The organism is Rhodococcus zopfii NBRC 100606 = JCM 9919 (assembly GCF_001895025.1).
Classification (GTDB): Bacteria; Actinomycetota; Actinomycetes; order Mycobacteriales; family Mycobacteriaceae; genus Rhodococcus; species Rhodococcus zopfii.
Genome location: NZ_BCXI01000007.1, coordinates 92,281 through 112,358 on the forward strand (window position 1 = coordinate 92,281; position 20,078 = coordinate 112,358).

The window sequence follows — 20,078 nt, forward strand, 5'->3', positions numbered from 1 at the left end:
GGTGATCGGCCACCTGCACAAGGAGAGCGGAAATGACCACCGACAACGTCGTCGTCGCGGCCACTGCGGAGGACGCGCACGCCGTCGACGCCATCAGGAACCATCACGCCGAGATCGCCGGGAGAATCGCGCATCTCACCGACGCACTGCTCGACGCGGTGGAGACGAACACGGATGCCGAGGTCGCCCGCCGCGCCGTGGTCGACTACCTCACCGGCACTCTGTTGCCGCACGCTATCGCGGAGGAACAGACTCTCTACCCTGCCGCAGCCCGCCGCGTCGACGCGAAACTGCTCGTCGAGTCCATGATCGCCGTTCACCGGCGTATCGCGGCGCTCGTCGACCGCATCGAGCACGAGGTGTCCCCGACTCGCGCCGCGGCCGCCGGGTACGCGCTGCGCAGCATGTTCGATGCGCACCTCGTCGACGAGAACGATCGGATCCTGCCGGTGGTCGCCGCGGACCCGGACGTTTCGCTCGCCGGTGCCGTCGAGGGAATGCACGACCTGCTCGGCGAACACGGCGAACACGCGCCCGCAGACGACCATGCGCCCGAACAGGGGCACGGTGCCCACGCCTGCACATGTGGGGAGAAGGACGAACCCGACCCGGTACTCGACGTGCGCGAGATTCCGCACGCGATCCGGCACGCGACGGTCTTCGGTGCGTTCGACGCGGTCCCCGCCGGCGGCGCACTCGTACTGGTCGCCTCGCACGACCCGATTCCGCTGCTGCGTCAACTCGTCGAACGAACCGACGGCACACTGGCCGTCGACTACGAGCAGCGCGGACCCGATGTGTGGCGGTTGCGGCTCACCCGCGGGTGACCGTCACCGTGTGGTGAGGACGGCGAGGAGTTCCTGGATCTCGTCGACGGCCGGGGTGGTGAGACTGTCCCGGCCGTAGACGAAACCGATGCCCGCGTACACGAGCGTTCCGGCGCGCACGCGGGCAGCGCGCTCGTCGAAACCCAGTTCGAGAAAGGCATTCTCGATCACCGACATGATCCGCTGATCGAGTGCGCGTACGGACGCGGCGATCTTCGGGTCGGTGCGGGCCCATTCGCGCACCGCCGCCTCCGCCGCCCAGGCCCGCTCGTCGACGAGCATCGTGCCCATCCGCGCCAGCCGCTCGCGGACGGGCAGTTCCTCGAGGCTGGTCAGGCCTCGGGCGGCGTCGTTCTCCTGCGACGCGTAGCGGGTCGCGATGGCCTTCATCAGCTCGTCGATGTCGTCGAAGTGCCAGTAGAAGCTGCCCTTGGTCACGCCGATTTCCTTGCAGAGCCGGGAAATCTTCACCGCCGCACGGCCTTCGGTGACGAGCAGATGCAGTCCGGCCTCGGTCCAATCCTCGAGCGAAAGCCGCTTCCGCCGCTCCGCCGGACGCCCGGTCTCCGACGATTGCCGCGCCACGTCCACCACTCCCTCGTCCGTCTTCGACCGCGCCGAGCCTACACGCCGCCGCGACCGACCGCGTCCAGCGCGAGTGCGCGTGCGAGGCGATCCCGCGGCAACGCGAAGTGTCCGGCGCAGTTCCCGGGATCGTGGTCCTGCAGCGCGACGACGGCCGTTCCCGGCATCGACGCACCCGTGGCCGGAACGACGAATCCGTCGCACGTCGAGACGATGTCCGTGTAGCGGACGCCGTCGGTGGACAGTTCCCGCGCGCGCAGATCACGCAACAGGTCCGATCCGTGGATGACCTCGCGGCAGCCCGCGCAGACCGGGTCGACCAGCGGCCTCTCGAGGCTCAGCACCAGGTCGTACGTGCCGATCCGGCGGCCGAGTTCCTCGGTGGCGGCGAGCCCGCCGATCTCGGTGCCGTCCCACATCGGGCCGAGTGTCGTCAGCGACCGCACCGACCGTGCTCCGTGGTCCTGCAGATAGCGCTGGACGACGAGACCGCCGACGCCGTGGGCGACGACGTCGACGATGCCTGCACCCTCGAGTGCGGTGGCGAGGTCGCGCGCACCGGAATCGCCGTGCACCTGTACGCGATCACCGAGTCGATGGCGGACCGCTACTTCGTGAACGCCGACGGGGAGATACTGTTCGTCCCGCAGGACGGGGAACTGCTGCTGTGCACCGAATTCGGGCGCCTGACGGTCGCCCCCGGTGAGATCGCGGTGATCGGAAGGGCGGTGCGATTCCGCGTCGAACTGCGCGGCGATTCGGCCGTCGGCTATGTGTGCGAGAACTACGGCGCCGCATTCGAACTGCCCGAACTCGGACCGATCGGCGCGAACGGCCTCGCCCACGCCCGCGATTTCCTGTATCCGACGGCGTGGTACGAGGACCGCACCGGCACCGTCGAACTCGTGCAGAAGTTCGGCGGCCACCTGTGGGCGACCGAACTCGGCCGTTCGCCGCTCGATGTCGTCGCGTGGCACGGCACGCACGGCGCGTACAAGTACGACATTTCCCGGTTCAACGTCATGACCACCGGCGGCTGGGACCATCCGGACCCGTCGATCTTCACCGTCCTGATCTCGGCCACCTCGATCCCGGGGCAGGCCAACGTGGATTTCGCGGTGTTCCCCGAACGCTGGGTCGTCGGCGAGCACACCTTCCGGCCGCCGCACTTCCACCGCAACGTCATGACCGAGTTCATGGGATTGGTTCGCGGACAGCATGATTCGAAAGCCGAGGGGTTCGTGCCGGGCGGTGCGTCGCTGCACAACCAGTGGGGCGCCCACGGACCCGACGTCGAGACCTTCGAACGCGCGAGCGCCGCCGAACTCACCCCCGTCCGGCTCGACAACACCATGTCGTTCATGCTCGAGATCCGGCTGCCGCTGGCCGTCACCGACACCGCCCTCGCGGCGGCTCACCGTCAGCCCGACTACGACTCGTCGTGGTCCGGCCTCGCTCGTCGCTTCGCTCCGCCCTCACCCTAGGAGTCCCAGATGACCGAAACCACCGCAGCGACCGCCCCACACCCCGTCGTGGTGCCGGAACCGCTGCTGCGCATCGGCGGCCGCGCCGTCCCGGCCCGTTCCGGCGCAACCTTCACCTCCGTCAACCCGGCGACCGAGGCGCGGTCGCACAGGTCGCCGCCGGTGGAGCCGAGGACATCGACGTCGCCGTCGACGCCGCGCGCGCCACCTTCGACGAGGGCGCGTGGTCGCAGATGCCCGGCGCCGAGCGCGGCCGTATCCTTTCGCGTGCAGCCGATCTCATCGAGCAGCACGCGCCCGAACTGTCCGCCCTCGAAACCGCCGAGATGGGCAAGCTGTACGCCGACACCGTCGCCGGGGACATCCCGGCCGCGGCGGCCTCGTTCCGCCACTACGCCGGGTGGGCCGACAAGATCGCTGGCGAGGCGATGCTGCTGCCCGACGTGGGACCCCAGCACCGCTTCGGTTACACCCTGCGCCAGCCGCTCGGCGTGGTCGGGGCCATCACCCCGTGGAACAACCCGACCGTCGTGATGGGCAACTTCTACCACCAGGGCCAGGTGTGCGCGGCCGGCACCCGCGTCATCGTGCACGAATCCATCGCCGACCAGGTCGTCGAGGGTCTCGTCGAGTTCGCGCGCGGAGCCGTGGTCGGAGACCCCTTCGACGCCGCGACCACGCAGGGCACCATCGTCAACCGCAAGCAGCTCGACCGGATCCTCGGCTATATCGACAAGGGCCGCGCCGAGGGCGCCGAGCTGCTCACCGGCGGCGTCCGTGTCGGCGACCGCGGCTTCTTCGTCGAGCCGACCGTCTTCCGCGGGAACAACGACCTCACGATCGCCCGCGAGGAGATCTTCGGCCCGGTCGCCACCGTCATCACGTTCAAGACCACCGAGGAGGCGGTACGCCTGGCGAACACCACCAAGTACGGGCTCAACGCGTTCATCTTCAGCCAGAACCTGTCGACCGTGCACAGCGTGATCCCGCAGCTGCGGGTCGGTACCGTGTGGGTCAACGGCTGGGGTGTTCCCGACCCGAGCCTGCCCTGGGGCGGACGTGAGGCCAGCGGTATCGGGCGTGAACTCGGCCGCAGCGGTCTCGAGGCGTTCACCGAGGAGAAGACGGTCCACCTCGGGTACTGACCCGCGAGACGAACGGAAAACAGCAGTGACACAGCATGACCCGGCGCATCAGGACCCGACAACACCGGCGGGTGCGCTCGACGGCATCAGGGTGCTCGAACTGGGCACCCTGATCGCCGGCCCGTTCGCCGGGCGGCTGCTCGGCGACATGGGCGCCGACGTCATCAAGATCGAGGATCCGAAGCGACCCGACCCGCTGCGCACCTGGGGTCAGGGCGAGAAGGACGGGCACCGGTTCTTCTGGACCGTGCACGCCCGCAACAAGCGGTGCGTGACCCTCGACCTGCGGTCGGCCGACGGGCAGGGCCTGTTCCGCCGGCTCGTCGCGGAATCGGACGTGGTGGTCGAGAACTTCCGGCCGGGCACCCTCGAGGGGTGGGGGCTCGGCTACGACGAGCTCGCGGCCGTGAACCCGCGGATCGTGCTCGCGCGGGTGTCCGGTTACGGGCAGACCGGACCCAAGGCGGGGCGAGCCGGATACGCCTCGGTCGCCGAGGCGGAGTCCGGCCTGCGTCATCTCAACGGCTATCCGGGCCAGGCCCCGCCGCGGCTGGCGCTGTCGCTCGGGGATTCCCTGGCCGGCATGTTCGCCGTCCAGGGCATCCTCGCGGCGCTCGTCTCCCGCGAACGCACCGGACGCGGGCAGGTCGTCGACGTCGCACTCACCGAATCCTGCCTGGCCATCCAGGAATCGGTGATCCCCGACTACGACGCGGCCGGGGTGGTACGCGGACCGTCCGGCACCCGCCTCGAGGGCATCGCCCCGTCGAACCTGTACCGCACCGGCGACGACATGTGGATCGTCATCGCCGCCAACCAGGACACCGTGTTCCGCCGGTTGTGCGCCGCGATGGACCGCCCCGAACTGGCCGACGACATGCGATTCGCCGATCATCTCGCGCGCGGCGTGCACCAGGACGAGCTCGACGACCTGATCGGCGCCTGGGCGTCGCAGTGGAAGCTCGCCGACCTGCTCGAGCATCTCGCTTCCGCCGGAGTGGTTGCGGGACCGGTCAATACCGTCGCGGAGGTCGCTGCCGACGAACAGTTCCGTGCGCGCGGCATGCTCGTCGAGCATCACGACGAGCGCACCGGATCCGAGGTTCTCGGTCCCGGCGTCGTCCCAGTGCTCGCCGGAACCCCCGGTGGCGTACGCCGCGCCGGTGCACCGGTCGCCGGATACGACAATGCCGCGGTGTGGGGCGGGCTGCTCGGCCTCACCGAGCAGCAGCAGGCGGAGTTGAAGGACGCAGGCACCATCTGACGCCGGGCACCCTCTGCCTGGCCCGCGGCCCCCGCTCCCCGGGTGGTGGGAACCAATACTCGGTTTGACCGGGTGAAGGTTCCGATCATCGGGTGGTGCGGGGGCCTCCCCATTTCGGCACTCCGCAACTAGAGTAGAACACGTTCCAGTATGCGACTCGCGTCCTTGAAGGAGTGCCGAATGCACACCCCGCTCTGCGGCGAACTCGGTATCGAGTTCCCCATCTTCGCGTTCACCCACTGCCGCGACGTCGTCGTGGCCGTCTCCAAGGCCGGTGGCTTCGGCGTCCTCGGCGCCGTCGGGTTCACGCCCGAGCAGCTCGAAGTCGAGCTGAACTGGATCGACGAGCACATCGGCGACCACCCGTACGGCGTCGACATCGTGATCCCGAACAAGTACGAGGGCATGGACTCGAACCTGTCCGCCGAAGAACTCACGAAGATGCTGCAGTCGATGGTGCCGCAGGAGACCCTCGATTTCGGGCGCAAGATCCTCACCGACCACGGCGTGCCGCTTCCCGAGGGCGACGATAACGCGTTGCAGCTGCTCGGCTGGACCGAGGCCACCGCGACCCCCCAGGTCGAGATCGCGCTGCAGCATCCGAAGGTCACGCTCATCGCCAACGCGCTCGGCACTCCGCCTGCCGACATGATCGCCCACATCCACGACGCCGGACGCAAGGTCGCCGCGCTGTGCGGCTCGCCCGCCCAGGCCCGCAAGCACGCCGACGCCGGTGTCGACATCATCATCGCCCAGGGCGGCGAGGGTGGCGGCCACTGCGGTGAAGTGGGCTCGATCGTGCTGTGGCCGCAGGTCGTCAAGGAGGTCGCGCCGATCCCGGTGCTCGCCGCCGGCGGTATCGGCAGCGGCCAGCAGATCGCCGCCGCACTCGCGTTGGGCGCGCAGGGCGCGTGGTCGGGCTCGCAGTGGCTGATGGTCGAGGAGGCGGAGAACACCGCCGTCCAGCAGGCCGCCTACGCGAAGGCCAGCAGCCGCGATACCGTGCGCAGCCGCTCGTTCACCGGCAAACCCTGCCGCATGCTGCGCAACGACTGGACCGAGGCGTGGGAGAAGGAAGGCAACCCCGCGCCGCTGGGAATGCCATTGCAGTACATGGTGTCCGGGATGGCGGTCGCGGCCACGCACAAGTATCCGGACGAGACCGTCGACGTGGCGTTCAATCCCGTCGGTCAGGTCGTCGGCCAGCTCACCAAGGTCGAGAAGTCGGCCGCCGTCATCGAACGTTGGGTGCAGGAGTACCTCGACGCGACCGGAACCCTCGAACAGTTCAACGAGGCCGCCAACGCCTGATCCCCGTCCGGTGCGGCGCGACGATTCTCGCGCCGCACCGGACGTGTGCTACCCGGTCGGCAGCAGCAGATCCTCCAGCGTCTGCGGACCCCCGAGCGCGAGACGTCCCGGTGCGTAACGGGTTCCGTCCCGCCCGATGTACACCCCGGTGATCGGATCGTAGGTTCCTGCGACGGCCCCCGCGACGCCCTGCTCGACCGCCTGGTCCCGGCAGGTCTGTACCGTCGCCCCACGCAGGCCCGGGAACTCGAGACACGGCAGATTCCGGGCACCGCGCACCGCGACCGGATCGTCCGACGGTAGCTTGCAGTACAGGCCGGCGGGTGTTTCCGGCACGTCGAGCTCGGTGGGGGAGCGCCGTTGTCCGGGCGGCAGGAAGCCCTCGATGCACGGCGGCGGGTCGTTGTACGAGTTGACGAAGAACGTGTTCTGCGAGGGGTTGTCGACGTTCGGCAACGCGGCGGACTGGGTGGACGCCATGATCGACGGGAACAGCACCAGTATCTGTTCGATGCCCGGGTTGTACACGGCGGCAACCTGTTCGACCGAGATGAGGTTGGCGAGCAAGAGCGGCAGCGTCGGTTCGATCCGTTGGAAACCCGCGCGCACCTCGTCGGCGTTGTCCGCGGCTTCCCCGGCGACCGCAGTGGCCGAATCCACCAGTGTCCGCAGGTCGTCGCCGGACGCGCCGATCGCGGTGTGCGCCTCATCGAGCAGGAGCGCCAGCCGATCCGACCCGACCGACTGCAGGGTGCCGTCGAGCCGGTCGAGGGCGCGGTCGACCGGCTCGGGGAGTGTCACGCGGTCGCGGGGCAGGACGTCACCGCCCGCCAGGTACGGCGCGTTCTCGTCGCCCGGCACCAGGTCGACGAAGCGTTCGCCGATCGCCGACATGCTGCGCACCTCTACCGCCGTCGACGCCGGGACCGGCACCGACGAGTCGAGGGAGAGGGTGGCCTCGGCACCGTCGACGGTCATCCGGACGCCGGTGACCCGGCCGATCGTCACCCCTCGATACGTGACATTCGCGGTCGGGTACAGGCCGCCGCCGTCGGCGAGGTCGAGGCGCACGTCGTAACGCCCGATGCCGAGTTGCCCGGGAACCTGCACGAACCACAGCGCGACGGTGAGGATCGCCACGAGGCCGATCGCCAGGAACACGATCAGCCGGTTGCGGACGGACGGCATCATCGAGGAACCCCCAGCAGTCGGGCGAGCAGACCCATCGGGTCCGTGGCGGCCGGGTCGGCGACGTCCGGGGCGGCCGGGACCGCGGCGGGCGGGCCGGTGAGCGCGTTCTCGAACGGGGTGCCGAGCAGCAGCGCGTTCTCGAGGGTCGGCAGCGTCAGGTCCAGGATCACCGTGCCGTTCGCGTAGTCGCCGCGCACCGCGTTGCGGTAGGTGTCGATGGGGAACGGGAAGGTGAGCAGGTACCGGAGCGACTCGGTGAGTGAATCGCCGGCAGCGGTGAGCGCGGCCATCACGGGTTCGTGGTCGCGGAGATTCGCGACCACGTCGTCCCCGGACGCGTCGACGAGATCGCCGGCGATCCGTCCCAGATCCCCGAGGGACGTCAGTGCCTGCGTCAGATCCTCGCGGCGATCGGACAACTCGGTCAGCGCCGGGGCCAGGGTGTCGGTGGCGTCGGCGAGCACGTCGTTCTGTGCGGACACCTCGACCGCGAGCGCGTCGAGGGATTCCGTCGCCCCCACGATCTGCGCCTTCTGATCGTCGAGACCGGTGAGCGCGACGTCGAGCTGCCCGAGCAGGGTTCGTACCGACTCCTGCCGGCCGCCCAGGGCGAGGTTCAGTTCCCGGGAGTTCTCCTGCGCCTGGGCGAGGCCGCCGCCGCTGAGCACCAGCGACAACGCCGACAGGGTCTGCTCGGTGGTGGGGAACCGACCGGCGCGTTCGAGCGGGATGACGTCACCGTCCTCCAGGGTGCCCGTCGGGGGTTCGGTGATCGGCGGGGCGAGCTCGAGATGTGCGGACCCGAGCAGGCTGGTCTGCCCGATCCTCGCGGTCGCATTCGCGGGCAGTTCGGTGGCGCCGTCGAGCACCACCGTCACGACCGCGTGATCGGCGTCGAGCCGGATGTCGTCCACTCGCCCGACCGTGACATCTGCGACCCGGACCCGCGAATTCCGTTCGAGCGTCGTCACGTTCGGCATCTCGATCTCGACGCTGTGGGCGCCGTCACCGTGACCGCGGGTGCCGGGCAGCGTCAGCGAGTTCACGCCGCGCCATTCGCACCCGCTCGTGGCCAGGACGAGCGGCACCAGCAGCAGGGCCGTGCGCGCGGTTCTCATCGCCCTCCCGGAAGAAGCAGGTCCTCGAGCTCGGAGCCGGAGGACACCGGGGCCAGGCCCGGTTCGGTGTGCACGAGCTGGCCGGGCAGAGCGCCGACGCCCCGGGTCGGATTGATCATGATCGGGGGGTAGTCGACGGCGAGCAGATGCAGGATCGGGCCGAGCTGCTGCACACACAGTTCCGATCCGGTGTGCGCGTCGACGTCCTCCGCAGCCGCGAGCGCCGAGCAGATGAACTGCACCGGGTTGGCGAAGTTGGTCAACGACAGCGCCGAGACGACCCTGTTGTGCGCGGGCTGGTAGATGCCCTGCAGATTCGACAGCGCGGTCGGCGCGACGTGGAGGACCTGCGCGACCCCGTCGCGCTGAGCCGCGAGTGTCTCGGCGAGTTCGCTCGTCCGGTCGACGGTGCCGCCGATCCGCTCGCGGTCGTCGCGCACGAACCGGCCGACATCGTCGAGGGCGGTGTCCAGCGAGCCCAGCGCGGCGCCCATGTCGTCGCGGTTGGCGTCGAGAATCTGTGTCACCGAAGCCATCCGGTTGTTGAACGAGACGATCTGTTCGTGACTGTTCGACAACGCGTCGACGAACACCTGCAGGTTGCGGACGACCGCGAACAGGTCGCCGCGACCGTCCGAGACGGTGCGCAGCGCCGCCGACAGTTCCTCGGCGGTCGTGCGCAGATCCGTACCCCGGCCCTCGACGTTGCTCGCGGCGACGTCGAGGACCTCGCCGAGCGGTCCCTGCGGGTCGTCCGGGGCGGGTCCGAGTTCGGCGGTCAGCTCGGCGAGCTGCCGGGTCACCTCGTCCCATTCGACCGGCACGGCGGTGCGCTCGATCGGGATCGTCGAGCCGGGAGGGAGCCGGGGGCCTTCGGTGTAGGCGGGAGCGAGCTGGACGAATCGCGCCGACACGAGCGTCGGCGCCATCACCGCGGCCCGCACCTCGGCGGGCACCGGCCGGTCCGCGTCGATCTCGAACGTGACGAGCACGCGGTCGCCGTGCGGCTCGAGGCCCGTGACCCGCCCGACGTCGACGCCCATCACGCGCACGTCGTCCCCGACGTACAGGCCACGGGCGGAGGTGAATTCGGCGGTGAACTCGTGGTCCGACCGCCACGGCGCGATCCCGTAGGACACGACGGCGACCGCGCCGAGCACGAGGAGCGGGATCAGCCACGGCAGCAGCGCACGGATGCGGCTCACGGGGTACCTCCGCTCGCACCGGCCCGTTCGAGCGCGTCGGTCAGCGCCGGTTCGATCACCTCGAGCGGCAGCAGGTTCTGGATGTAGGAGTTGAAGAACGGGCCGGAGGCGACGGCCTCCCCGAGCTCGGTGGCGTACGGACCGAGCCGCGCGATGGCGAGGGCGATGTTGTCGCGGTTGCGGGTGAGCACGTCCAGCACGGCGTCGACCCGTTCCAGCGTGGGAGCGAGCTGTGTCTCGTTGTCGGCCACGAGGTTGGTCAGCTCGACCGACAGCGCGTTCACGTTCCCGAACAGCGTGGCCAGGGAGCGCTGCCGGAGGTCGAGTTCGCGCAGGATCAGCTCGGCGTCGACGATCAGCCCGTCGACCTGCGCGGTGTCGATGTCCGCGGCGGTGGTCGTCAGCTCGCCGAGTGCCTCGGTGAGCTGGTAGGGCGCGGTGGTGCGGTCGAGGTCGAACGTCGTGTCCTCGTCCACCTCGCCCGGGCCGGCGGGCCGGACAGCGGTTCGCGCGACACGGTACTCGCCGGGGCCGACGAGGAGCGTGACCCCGGCGGCGTACGCGCCGGGGTCGACATTCTGCAGCAGAACCGAGAAGAAGAAGCCGCCGGTCAGGCCGATCGCGCACACCGCGCCGTTGAGGGTCGCGGCCACCGCGGTCGATGCGAGCGCGCGGGGTACGACGAGCCGGGCGACCGGGTCGATGCCGAGCACTTCGAGCGCGGCGATCTCCTCGCGGATCGTGCGGGAGCCCAGATCGGCGGCGATCGCGGTGGCCCCCGCGCCCGCGACCACGAGCACCGTGACGAGGGGGCCGATCTGGGTGACCGCGCCGAGTCCGGCTCCGGCACCGGACATGTCGCTCGCCCCGATCTCCACGAGCAGGGAGTTGAGGGTGAAAACGACCAGGACGGTGAACGGGATGGACATCAGGATCGTCGGGACCAGCGAGACGCGCGCGACGAACCAGAACTGGCTGGTGAATTCCCGCCACTGGAACGGGCCGCGGAACAGTCCGGTCAGTGTGTCGAGCGACAACGAGTAGAAGCTACCCAGGACATGGGCGGCATCGCGCGCTGTCGATCCTCTTCGCTCCTCCGCTTCCCCCACGGGGCACGCAGGCGGCGTGCACGTCGCCCGAACGTACCGTAGGGTATGTAAGACGGGCAAGGGATTGCGGGAGTCGGCCGTCTACCCGGCCGCCGCGGTCTCCGATTCGAGCGATACGGCCAGTTCCTCTGTCAGAAGACGGAATTCGTCGTCGCCACGCTCGCGCAGCCACACCGGGTCGGCGCAGTGCCACCGCTCGGCGCTGAGCGAGCGGGTGAGCACCTTGAAGGTCGCGGTACGCGGGAAGTCGGTGCAGACCCGAATCAGCGTCGGCAACTGCTTGGGACCGAGATCGGGCTGAGAGTCGAGGAAGCGCGCGAACCCGGCCGGATCGAATGCGGAGTCCGCCGAGGGGATCACCGCCGCCATCACCCGGTCACCCACATGACGATCGGGCACCGCATACACCGAGACCTGCGCGAACCCCGGATAGCGCAGCAGCACTCGTTCGATCGGGGCCGCGCCGATGTTCTCGCCGTCCACCCGCAGCCATCCCGAACTGCGGCCGGCGAAGTACACGAACCCGTCGGCGTCGCGGAATCCGAGGTCGCCGCTGTGGTAGCGACCGTCCCGGACGCGGTCGGCGTCGGCGCCGGGATCGTTGTAGTACCCGGCGAACTGGCCCGCCCCGCGGACATTGACCAGCTCCCCGGTGGCCTCGTCGGCGTTGACGATGCGACCGTGGTCGTCGAACTCGGCTGGAGGACAGACACGCCCGGTCTCCGGGTGCAGGATGTGGATGTCGTCGGGCAGCCTGCCGAGCGAACCGGCCGGAGCTCCCGGCGTCGCGGGGATCGACACCCCGCCCTCGGTCGAGCCGAAGCCGTCGACGACGATCGCGTCGAACCGGCGGCGGAACTCGGCGACCGCGGGCGCGGTCCCCTCGTTGCCGTACATGATCCGCAGCCGGTTGTCGGAGTCGTGCGGCGTCTCGGGGGTCGCGACAATGTACGAGAGCGGTTTGCCCACGTAATTGGCGTAGGTGACGCCGAAGTTCCGCAGATCCGGCAGGAACCCGGACGCGGAGAAGCGTCGGCGCAGGGCCACCGCGCACCGGCCGGCCAGCGCGACGGCCCAGCCCGCCATCATGGCATTCGAGTGGAACAACGGCATCGACAGATACACCACGTCGTCGGCGCCGAGGCCGAACCGCTGCGCGAGCATCCGCCCCGGTGCCGCGATCTTCGCGTGCGTGCACCGCACGGCCTTCGGATCGCCGCTTGTACCGGACGTGAAGATCAGCATGAACAGGTCGTCGGGCGAGACCTCGGCAACCTCCGGAATCGAATCACGGTGCGGTGCCAGAAGCTCGGCCCACTCCGGCGAATCGACGTCGATCACCCGGACGTCGCCGAGATCGAGACCCTCGAGCAGGCCCGCGTGTGCCTGCTCGGTGAACACCACCTGGCAGTCGGCGAGCGCGATGTCACGGGCGAGGGCGTCGCCGCGACGGGTCGTGTTCAGGCCCACCACGACGGACCCGGAGAACGCGGCACCGCCGAGTAACAGCGAGAACTCCGGGACGTTGTCCATGAGGATCCCGAAGTGCCGGGGCCGGTCCGGATCGAGCAGGGCACGCAGCAGCGCGGCCCGGTCGTGGCTGCGCTGTACATGCTGGCGCCACGACAGCGACACGTCCTCGAAACGCAGGCCCCGGTCGTCGATCTCGCGCATCGCGGTGAGCAAAGCACTCACCGTGGGTGTTTCCGTCATCGGTGCATCCTCGCGGCAGACGGGAGTCGGAGTACAGGCGACATCTCGGCGAGCGGGACCGGTCAGGCAGGTGCCGAGGCGAGTGCGGTGCCGAGCGAACGCAGTTGCGTCGTCGCCGAACCGAGCAGGAACTCGTGATGCTTGGCTGCCAGGAAGTAGCGGTGGACCGGATGGTCCTCGTCGAGCCCGACGCCGCCGTGCACGTGCACCGCGGTGTGGGCGACGCGATGCCCGGCGTCGGCGGCCCAGAACGCCGCGGTACGCAGTTCGCCGGTGTCCGGCAGTCCCTCGGCGATCCGGAAGGCGGCCTGCCACAGTGTCAGTCGCACCGCTTTGACGTCGATGTATCCGTCGGCGAGGCGTTGGGCGACGGCCTGGAAGCTGCCGATCGGGCGGTCGAACTGGACCCGCTCGCGGGCGTATTCGGCGGTGAGCTCGAGGGCGCGTTCGAGAACGCCGAACTGGTAGGCAGCGGAACCGAGCAGCGTGCGGTCGCGCAGCCACGCCGCGACCGCGGCGCCGTCGGTGCCGAGGACCCGGTCCGCGCCGACGCGCGCGTCGGCGAAGTCGACGATGCCGGCGCTGCCGAAATCGGTGGTGGACTGGCGGGTCACCGTGACACCGGGTGCGCCGGCGTCGACGAGCAGGACCACGACCCCGGATTCGGTGGTGGCGGGAACCAGGAACAGATCGGCGACCGGCGCCGCGTCGACGACGATCTTGGTGCCGTTCAGGATCCAGCCGTCGCCGGTGCGGGTGGCCCGGGTGACGGGCGTGGTCGGGTCGTCGTTCAGTTCCTCGGTGAGTGCGGCGGCGAGGACCTTCTCGCCGGTCGCCGCCGTTTCGCCCCACGCGGTGCGCTGCGCGGCGGTGCCGAATTCGGCCAGGGCCGTCGCGGACGCGACGACCGAGGTCAGGTAGGGCACGGCCGCGACACCGCGGCCGAGTTCGGCGCAGATGCTGATCTGCTCGAGCGGGCCGAAGCCGTCGCCGCCGATCGAGTCGGGGAGCGCGGCGCCGAGCACACCGGACGACGCGAGCGCGTCCCACAGTGCATGGTCGATCCGGTCCTCGGCCGCGTCGAGTTCGCGGAGGTGCTCGTTCGTGGCGATCTCGGTGACGATGCTGCGGGTGAGGCCGGCCAGATCCTGCTGGGCCTCGGTGAGTATGAAGTCCACTGCGGTGGTCCTCTCGTGGTGTGGCGGCTCGGCGGTCAGCGCTTGGCGGGCGGCTGGCCGAGGGCGGTCATGGCGATGATGTCGCGCTGCACCTCGTTGGTGCCGCCGCCGAACGTCAGGATGAGCGAGCTGCGGTGCATGCGTTCGATGCGTCCGCGCAGCAGCACACCCGGGGTGTTCTGCCGCAGTGTCGCCGCGGGGCCGAGAACCTCCATGAGCAGGCGGTAGGCCTCGGTGGCGAACTCGGTGCCGAAGACCTTGTTCGCCGACGCGGGTGCCGGCCCCAGGGGTGCGGTGCTCGACGCGATCTCCCAGTTCATGAGCTTGAGGTATTCGGCCTTGGCGTGCACCCGGGCGAGGTTTATCTGCACCCATTCCTGGTCGATGACGCGCCGGCCGTCGGGCAGCGTGGTGTTCTGCGCCCACGCACGGACTTCCTGCAGCGCGGTGAGGATCGGACCGGCCGAGGTGAGTGCCACGCGTTCGTGGTTGAGCTGGTTGGTGACCAGCGCCCAGCCGCCGTTCTCCTCGCCGACGAGCGCCGACGCCGGAACCCGCACGTCCTGGTAGTAGGTGGCGCTGGTGTCCGGTCCGGCCATGGTGTGCACCGGGGTGTACGAGAATCCCTCCGCCGTGGCCGGCACGATGAGGACGCTGATTCCCTTGTGCTTCTTGACATCCGGATTCGTCCGGCAGGCGAGCCACACGTAGTCGGCATAGGCGATGAGGCTGGTCCACATCTTCTGGCCGTTGATGACCCATTCGTCCCCGTCGCGCACCGCGGTGGTGCGCAGCGACGCCAGATCGGTGCCGGCGCCGGGTTCGGAATAGCCGATGGAGAAGTGCAGTTCGCCCGCGGAGATCTTCGGCAGGAAGAACGCCTTCTGCTCGGGTGTGCCGTAGTGCATGATCGTCGGCGCCACCGAGTTGATGGTGAGGAACGGGACGGGGGCACCGGCGACGGCGGCCTCGTCGGTGAAGATCAACTGCTCCATCGCGGAACGGTTCTGGCCGCCGTACTCCTCGGGCCAGCCGAGGGTGAGCCAGCCGTCCTTGCCCATCTGCTGCACCACTTCGCGGTACACGTTGCCGACGCCGTATTCACCGGTCGTCGCTGCCAAAGCCTCGCGCCGTTCCGGCGTCATCAGGTCGGCGAAGTACGCGCGCAGTTCCTCGCGCAGCTTCTGCTGCTGCGGGGTATAGGTGATGTCCAACGAACCGCTCCAATCGTCGCCGCGGGGACGAGTCCGGCAATGTTCCCGAATCATTGCACAGAACTGGAACGCGTTCTAGCCTTACCGGTGAGGCTCCGTCCGGGGTGGTGCCGGCGGTGTCCGACAGGCTCGGTGTGAATGGGAAGCGAGGGTTTCGGGATGGATATCAAGGTCGACTTCGATCGATGTGAGGCGAACGGCGTGTGTGTGGGAATCGCACCGGATCTGTTCGATCTGAACGACGACGACGAACTGACCGTCGTCCACCCGATCCCGGACGGCCGCGAGGCGGACGCGCGCGAGGCGATCGTTCAGTGCCCGCGGGCCGCGCTGACGGAGGTCTGACGCTCCGCTCTTGCCAGGAATGAGAACACGTTCTACATTCCGACGGTCCCCGGTTTCGTTCGCCGGAGCGCCGAGCGCCGAGTGCGCCCGATGCGGTGCCGGAAGAGCCGGTAACGAAGAGGCGGGCCGTCAAGGGCCCGCCGTGGTCGCGAGGAGTGCGATTCATGAGTGTTGACGGCAGTGCCGGTCCCGAGAACGTCACCGATTTCCGAGGAGTCGACCTGACCGGCAAGGTCGCCGTGGTGACCGGCGCCGGCGCGGGACTCGGCCGCGCCGAGGCGGTGGCGCTCGCGCAGGCCGGCGCAACGGTGGTCGTCAACGACCTCGCCGAGACCGACGAGGTCCAGGACACGCTCGAGCAGATCCGCGCGATCGGCGGCGACGTCGCGTTCGTGCCGGGCAGCATCGCCGAACGGGCCACGGCCGACGCGCTCGTCTCCACCGCGCAGGATCGGTTCGGCAGCCTCGACATCGTCGTCAACAATGCCGGTGTCGTGCGGGACCGGATGCTGCCCAACATGTCCGACGAGGAATGGGACACGGTGATCGCGGTGCACCTGCGCGGACACTTTCTGCTGTGCCGCAACGCGGCCGCGTACTGGCGCGCCAAGTCGAAGGAGGCCGGCGCGCCCGTCTACGCCCGGATCGTCAACACGGCCTCCGAGGCGGGCCTGCTCGGCCCCGAGGGGCAGGCCAACTACGGCGCGGCCAAGGCCGGCATCATTTCGCTCACCCTGTCGGCGGCACGCGGCCTCTCGCGGTACGGCGTACGCGCCAACGCGATCTGCCCGCGGGGCCGGACCGCGATGACCGAGTCGGTGTTCGGCGCCGCGCCGGCCACCGAGATCGATCCGCTGTCGCCCGAGCACGTCGGAACGCTCGTATCGTATCTGGCCTCGCCTGCCGCGGACCGGGTCAACGGACAGGTCTTCGTCGTCTACGGGCCGATGGTCGCGTTGATGGCCGCCCCCGTCGTCGAGCAGCGTTTCGATGCAGAGGGCCAGTGGACGCCGGGGGCGCTCGCACAGGAACTCGGTGGCTACTTCGAGGACCGCGATCCGGCCCGGATGTTCTCGGCCTCCGAGTTGCTGAAGCTCTGATCCGTCGTCGGGTGGTGCCGGTCCGGGCCTGTGCGGAAGAGTCAGCAGTTTGTGCAACTCATAGTGACAGGCACCGTCCTCCTCGGCTAATATTCCGCAGGCTGCCGTCGATCCGAATAGGGTCGACGTGCAACGCCTTGTGTGCTGCGGCACCCCCCGGCCCCCTCATCCATCATTGGAACCTGTTCCATTTTTCGACCCCGTACCGAAGTGGCGGGCGGCGTGATCGCACCCGATCGCCGGTTTCGGCCGGATGTCCGCCCAAGTTGTAAAGCTCCACGTAAATCCACTTATCCGAATCGGAATTCGATTCCGCCTCCGAGGTGCGGTGGCGGTGCGCAGGCATTCGCCACCGTCGCCGGTGCGCATCTTTGACAGTGTGAACACGTTCTAGTTATTATGACGCGGGTCACACCGCGGCCCGCGTCGGCCCCTGGCCGACCCAATCATCGAACGGAGGGGAGACGTTGGTAGACCTCCTCGAGGTCCCGTTGCGAGCCGTCGGCGGCCTCTTCGCCATGACCGGGGAAACCGCGCGTGCGGCATTCTCGCGGCCGTTCCAACGGCGTGAATTCATCGACCAGGCATGGTTCGTCGCACGGGTGTCGCTTCTACCGACCGTCCTTGTGGCAGTGCCGTTCACGGTTCTGGTCAGCTTCACCCTCAACATCCTGCTCCGTGAGATCGGCGCTGCCGACCTCAGCGGTGCGGGCGCGGCGCTCGGCGCGGTCACCCAGGTCGGGCCGATGGTCACCGTCCTCATCGTGGCCGGCGCAGGCGCGACCGCGATCTGCGCCGACCTCGCCGCCCGCACCATCCGTGAGGAGATCGATGCGATGCGGGTGCTCGGTATCAACCCGATCCATCGCCTCGTCGTGCCCCGCGTGCTCGCGTCCACGGTCGTGGCGCTTCTCCTCAACGGCCTCGTGTGCTCGATCGGCATCCTCGGCGGTTTCGCGTTCTCGGTGTTCCTGCAGGACGTGAACCCGGGCGCCTTCGTCAACGGCATCACGCTGCTCACCGGCTTCGGAGAGCTGATGATCTCCCAGGTCAAGGCCGGTCTGTTCGGCATGATCGCCGGACTGGTCGCCTCCTATCTCGGACTCAACGTCAAGGGCGGTGCCAAGAGCGTCGGCGACGCGGTCAACCAGACGGTCGTATTCGCGTTCATGGCACTGTTCGTGGTCAATCTCCTCGTCACGGCCGTCGGCATCAAGCTGACGGCCGGATGAGCGGCTCGGTGGTGGAGTAGATGGCAGTGATTACCGGGCGCTTCCCCCGCATGCGCCGACGTTTACGCGCCGCGTCAAACTCGATCGACGGCATCGGCGAACAGGCCCTGTTCTTCGGTCGTGCCCTCGGGTCCGCGCCGCGCGCGCTGATGCACTACCCGAAGGAGACGGTCCGGCTCGTCGCCGAGATCAGCATGGGCACCGGCGCGCTCGCCGTCATCGGCGGCACCGTCGTGATCGTCGGCTTCCTGACCCTGTTCACCGGCGGCATCATCGCCGTGCAGGGCTTCAGTTCCCTCGGCAACATCGGTGTCGAAGCGCTCACCGGCTTCTTCGCGGCGTTCATCAACGTGCGCATCGCCGCCCCGACCATCGCGGGCATCGGCCTGGCGGCAACGATCGGGGCCGGTTCCACCGCCCAGCTCGGGGCGATGCGCGTGTCCGAGGAAATCGACGCGCTCGAGGTGATGGCGATCCCGTCGGTCCCGTACCTGGTGAGCACGCGGGTGATGGCCGGGATGATCGCGATCATCCCGCTGTACTCGCTCGCGGTGATCGCCTCGTTCATCGCCAGCCGCTTCGCAACGGTCGTGCTCTACGGCCAGTCCGCCGGCGTGTACGACCACTACTTCCAGACCTTCCTCATCCCCACCGACATCCTGTGGTCGTTCGTGCAGGCCATCGTCATGGCCATCGCGGTGATGCTCATCCACACCTACTACGGCTTCAACGCCGGCGGCGGGCCGGTCGGTGTCGGTGTCGCCGTCGGCAACGCGGTGCGCGCGTCCCTCATCGCCGTCGTCACCGTCACTCTCCTCATCTCGCTCGCGGTCTACGGGATGTCCGGCAACTTCAACCTGTCGGGATAGGCGGCATACATGGACAGCGAATCGTGGAAGAAGAAACTCGCCGCCTTCGGGATGATCGGCGGGCTCGTCGTGCTCGTCGTCGCGGCGCTGACGCAGTTCGTCGGCGGTTTCACCGCGACCGTCCCGGTGACCGTGACCTCCGCGCGTTCCGGCCTGGTGATGGAACCCGACGCCAAGGTCAAGCTCCGCGGCGTCGAGGTCGGGCGGGTCTCGTCGATCGAGCACAGCGCGGACGGTGCCGTACTGAACCTGGCGATGAATCCCGGCCAGCTGCACCTGATTCCGTCGAACGCGCAGGTGACGATCGAATCGACCACCGTCTTCGGCGCGAAGTTCGTCAACCTGGTCGTCCCGGACGACGCGTCGCCGGTCCCGCTGCAGGAAGGCGCGGTCATCGCCGCAGACAACGTCACCGTCGAGTTCAACACCGTCTTCGAGCACCTGAACGACGTACTCGCGCAGGTGCAGCCGGAGAAACTCAACGCCACGCTCGGAGCGATCTCGGAAGGTCTGCGCGGTCGCGGTGACGACCTCGGTGCCGCACTCGCGGAGATCGACGACTACCTCGTGACGATGAACCCGTCTCTGCCGCAACTGCAGTACGACCTCCGGGCCGGCGCGGACGTGGCCGGTGTCTACGCCGACACCGCACCCGACCTGATGACCACGATCGGCAACGCCACCGACGTCGGCAACACCGTCGTCGACGAGCAGGCCAACCTCGATCTGCTGCTGATGAACGTCACCGGTCTCGCAACCACCGGCCGAGACGTCCTGGGCGAGAACGAGGCCCAGCTGACCAGTGCGCTGGATCTGCTGACGCACACGACCACACTCCTCGGCGAGTACTCACCCGAGCTGACGTGCTTCATCGTCGGACTCAACGATGCGCGCATCGCGTTCGAGCCGATGGCCGGCACGGGCAAGTACGCGTCGCTGATGCTGAGCACCAGCTTCATGGGCGGCGCCACCATCTACAACCAGGAGCAGGACCTCCCCGTCGTGGGTGCCGGGGGCGGGCCCAACTGCTACGGACTTCCGAACTTCGATCCCCGTCGCGACGGACACGCCCAGTTCGCGGTCGCGAACACCGGTGAGGTGCCCTTCAAGCCGTCCACCGAGGCATGGGTCCGGTACCCGACGATCTTCCAGTACCTGTACGGCGACGACCTTGCGGCAGGGCAGTGA

At 68.9% G+C, this 20,078-nt stretch carries 17 protein-coding genes and 2 pseudogenes; 10 read left to right on the forward strand and 9 right to left on the reverse strand.

Annotated features, from left to right (window positions below):
• The first annotated feature begins 32 nt into the window (after window positions 1-32).
• Window positions 33-827, forward strand: a complete 795-nt coding sequence (locus RZ1_RS04415; RefSeq protein ID WP_072809588.1) for a DUF2249 domain-containing protein — start codon at window positions 33-35, stop codon at window positions 825-827.
• Between the two features lie 3 nt (window positions 828-830).
• Here RZ1_RS04415 and RZ1_RS04420 read toward each other — a convergent pair whose 3' ends face one another.
• Both RZ1_RS04420 and RZ1_RS04425 read right to left on the reverse strand, forming a co-directional pair.
• Window positions 831-1,412: a TetR/AcrR family transcriptional regulator gene (locus tag RZ1_RS04420; RefSeq protein WP_072809753.1), complete on the reverse strand. Its 582-nt coding sequence runs from the start codon at window positions 1,410-1,412 to the stop codon at window positions 831-833.
• A 38-nt stretch (window positions 1,413-1,450) separates the two neighbouring features.
• A complete protein-coding gene (locus RZ1_RS04425) occupies window positions 1,451-1,858 on the reverse strand; it encodes a hypothetical protein (protein ID WP_072809590.1) in 408 nt (135 codons plus the stop codon).
• 12 nt (window positions 1,859-1,870) lie between these two features.
• On the opposite strand from RZ1_RS04425, the gene RZ1_RS04430 reads away from it, so the two are divergent.
• From RZ1_RS04430 to RZ1_RS04445, 4 genes and pseudogenes are all read left to right on the forward strand, one after another.
• Window positions 1,871-2,896 (forward strand): homogentisate 1,2-dioxygenase, encoded by a 1,026-nt coding sequence (locus RZ1_RS04430; protein ID WP_238072047.1) that lies wholly within the window; start codon window positions 1,871-1,873, stop codon window positions 2,894-2,896.
• 9 nt (window positions 2,897-2,905) lie between these two features.
• A pseudogene (locus RZ1_RS04435) lies at window positions 2,906-4,041 on the forward strand (aldehyde dehydrogenase family protein).
• A gap of 25 nt (window positions 4,042-4,066) precedes the next feature.
• Window positions 4,067-5,305, forward strand: a complete 1,239-nt coding sequence (locus RZ1_RS04440; RefSeq protein ID WP_072809592.1) for a CaiB/BaiF CoA transferase family protein — start codon at window positions 4,067-4,069, stop codon at window positions 5,303-5,305.
• 180 nt (window positions 5,306-5,485) lie between these two features.
• Window positions 5,486-6,616, forward strand: coding sequence for a nitronate monooxygenase (locus RZ1_RS04445; RefSeq protein ID WP_072809593.1), 1,131 nt, complete (start codon window positions 5,486-5,488; stop codon window positions 6,614-6,616).
• Between the two features lie 48 nt (window positions 6,617-6,664).
• On the opposite strand, the gene RZ1_RS04450 is transcribed toward RZ1_RS04445, so the two are convergent.
• From RZ1_RS04450 to RZ1_RS04480, 7 genes and pseudogenes are all read right to left on the reverse strand, one after another.
• Window positions 6,665-7,807, reverse strand: a complete 1,143-nt coding sequence (locus RZ1_RS04450; RefSeq protein WP_072809595.1) for an MlaD family protein — start codon at window positions 7,805-7,807, stop codon at window positions 6,665-6,667.
• On the reverse strand, window positions 7,804-8,925 hold the full coding sequence (locus RZ1_RS04455) for an MCE family protein (RefSeq protein WP_174565165.1): 1,122 nt from the start codon (window positions 8,923-8,925) through the stop codon (window positions 7,804-7,806). The genes RZ1_RS04450 and RZ1_RS04455 overlap by 4 nt, the downstream gene beginning before the upstream one ends.
• A complete protein-coding gene (locus RZ1_RS04460; protein WP_072809596.1) occupies window positions 8,922-10,130 on the reverse strand; it encodes an MCE family protein in 1,209 nt (402 codons plus the stop codon). Before RZ1_RS04460 ends, RZ1_RS04455 begins: the two co-directional genes overlap by 4 nt.
• 509 nt (window positions 10,131-10,639) lie before the next feature.
• Window positions 10,640-11,239, reverse strand: a pseudogene (locus RZ1_RS30830) (MlaE family ABC transporter permease); the annotation flags it as partial.
• Between the two features lie 81 nt (window positions 11,240-11,320).
• A complete protein-coding gene (locus RZ1_RS04470) occupies window positions 11,321-12,952 on the reverse strand; it encodes a long-chain-fatty-acid--CoA ligase (RefSeq protein ID WP_072809598.1) in 1,632 nt (543 codons plus the stop codon).
• 62 nt (window positions 12,953-13,014) lie between these two features.
• Entirely contained in the window at window positions 13,015-14,130 is a 1,116-nt protein-coding gene (locus tag RZ1_RS04475; protein WP_072809600.1) for an acyl-CoA dehydrogenase family protein, read from the reverse strand.
• A 35-nt stretch (window positions 14,131-14,165) separates the two neighbouring features.
• Window positions 14,166-15,344 (reverse strand): acyl-CoA dehydrogenase family protein, encoded by a 1,179-nt coding sequence (locus RZ1_RS04480; protein WP_072809602.1) that lies wholly within the window; start codon window positions 15,342-15,344, stop codon window positions 14,166-14,168.
• A 159-nt stretch (window positions 15,345-15,503) separates the two neighbouring features.
• Between RZ1_RS04480 and RZ1_RS04485 the strand changes: the two genes are divergently transcribed.
• The 5 genes from RZ1_RS04485 (at window position 15,504) to RZ1_RS04505 (ending at window position 20,078) form a co-directional block, all read left to right on the forward strand.
• The gene (locus tag RZ1_RS04485; RefSeq protein WP_072809757.1) at window positions 15,504-15,689 is read left to right on the forward strand and encodes a ferredoxin; all 186 of its coding nucleotides are present in this window, start codon (window positions 15,504-15,506) and stop codon (window positions 15,687-15,689) included.
• Between the two features lie 164 nt (window positions 15,690-15,853).
• Complete coding sequence (locus RZ1_RS04490) at window positions 15,854-16,789, forward strand: 3-oxoacyl-ACP reductase (RefSeq protein ID WP_072809604.1); 936 nt, start codon at window positions 15,854-15,856, stop codon at window positions 16,787-16,789.
• Window positions 16,790-17,256: 467 nt separating this feature from the next.
• On the forward strand, window positions 17,257-18,021 hold the full coding sequence (locus RZ1_RS04495; protein WP_068155309.1) for an MlaE family ABC transporter permease: 765 nt from the start codon (window positions 17,257-17,259) through the stop codon (window positions 18,019-18,021).
• 20 nt (window positions 18,022-18,041) lie between these two features.
• On the forward strand, window positions 18,042-18,890 hold the full coding sequence (locus RZ1_RS04500) for an MlaE family ABC transporter permease (protein WP_072809605.1): 849 nt from the start codon (window positions 18,042-18,044) through the stop codon (window positions 18,888-18,890).
• A 9-nt stretch (window positions 18,891-18,899) separates the two neighbouring features.
• On the forward strand, window positions 18,900-20,078 hold the full coding sequence (locus RZ1_RS04505; protein WP_072809607.1) for an MCE family protein: 1,179 nt from the start codon (window positions 18,900-18,902) through the stop codon (window positions 20,076-20,078).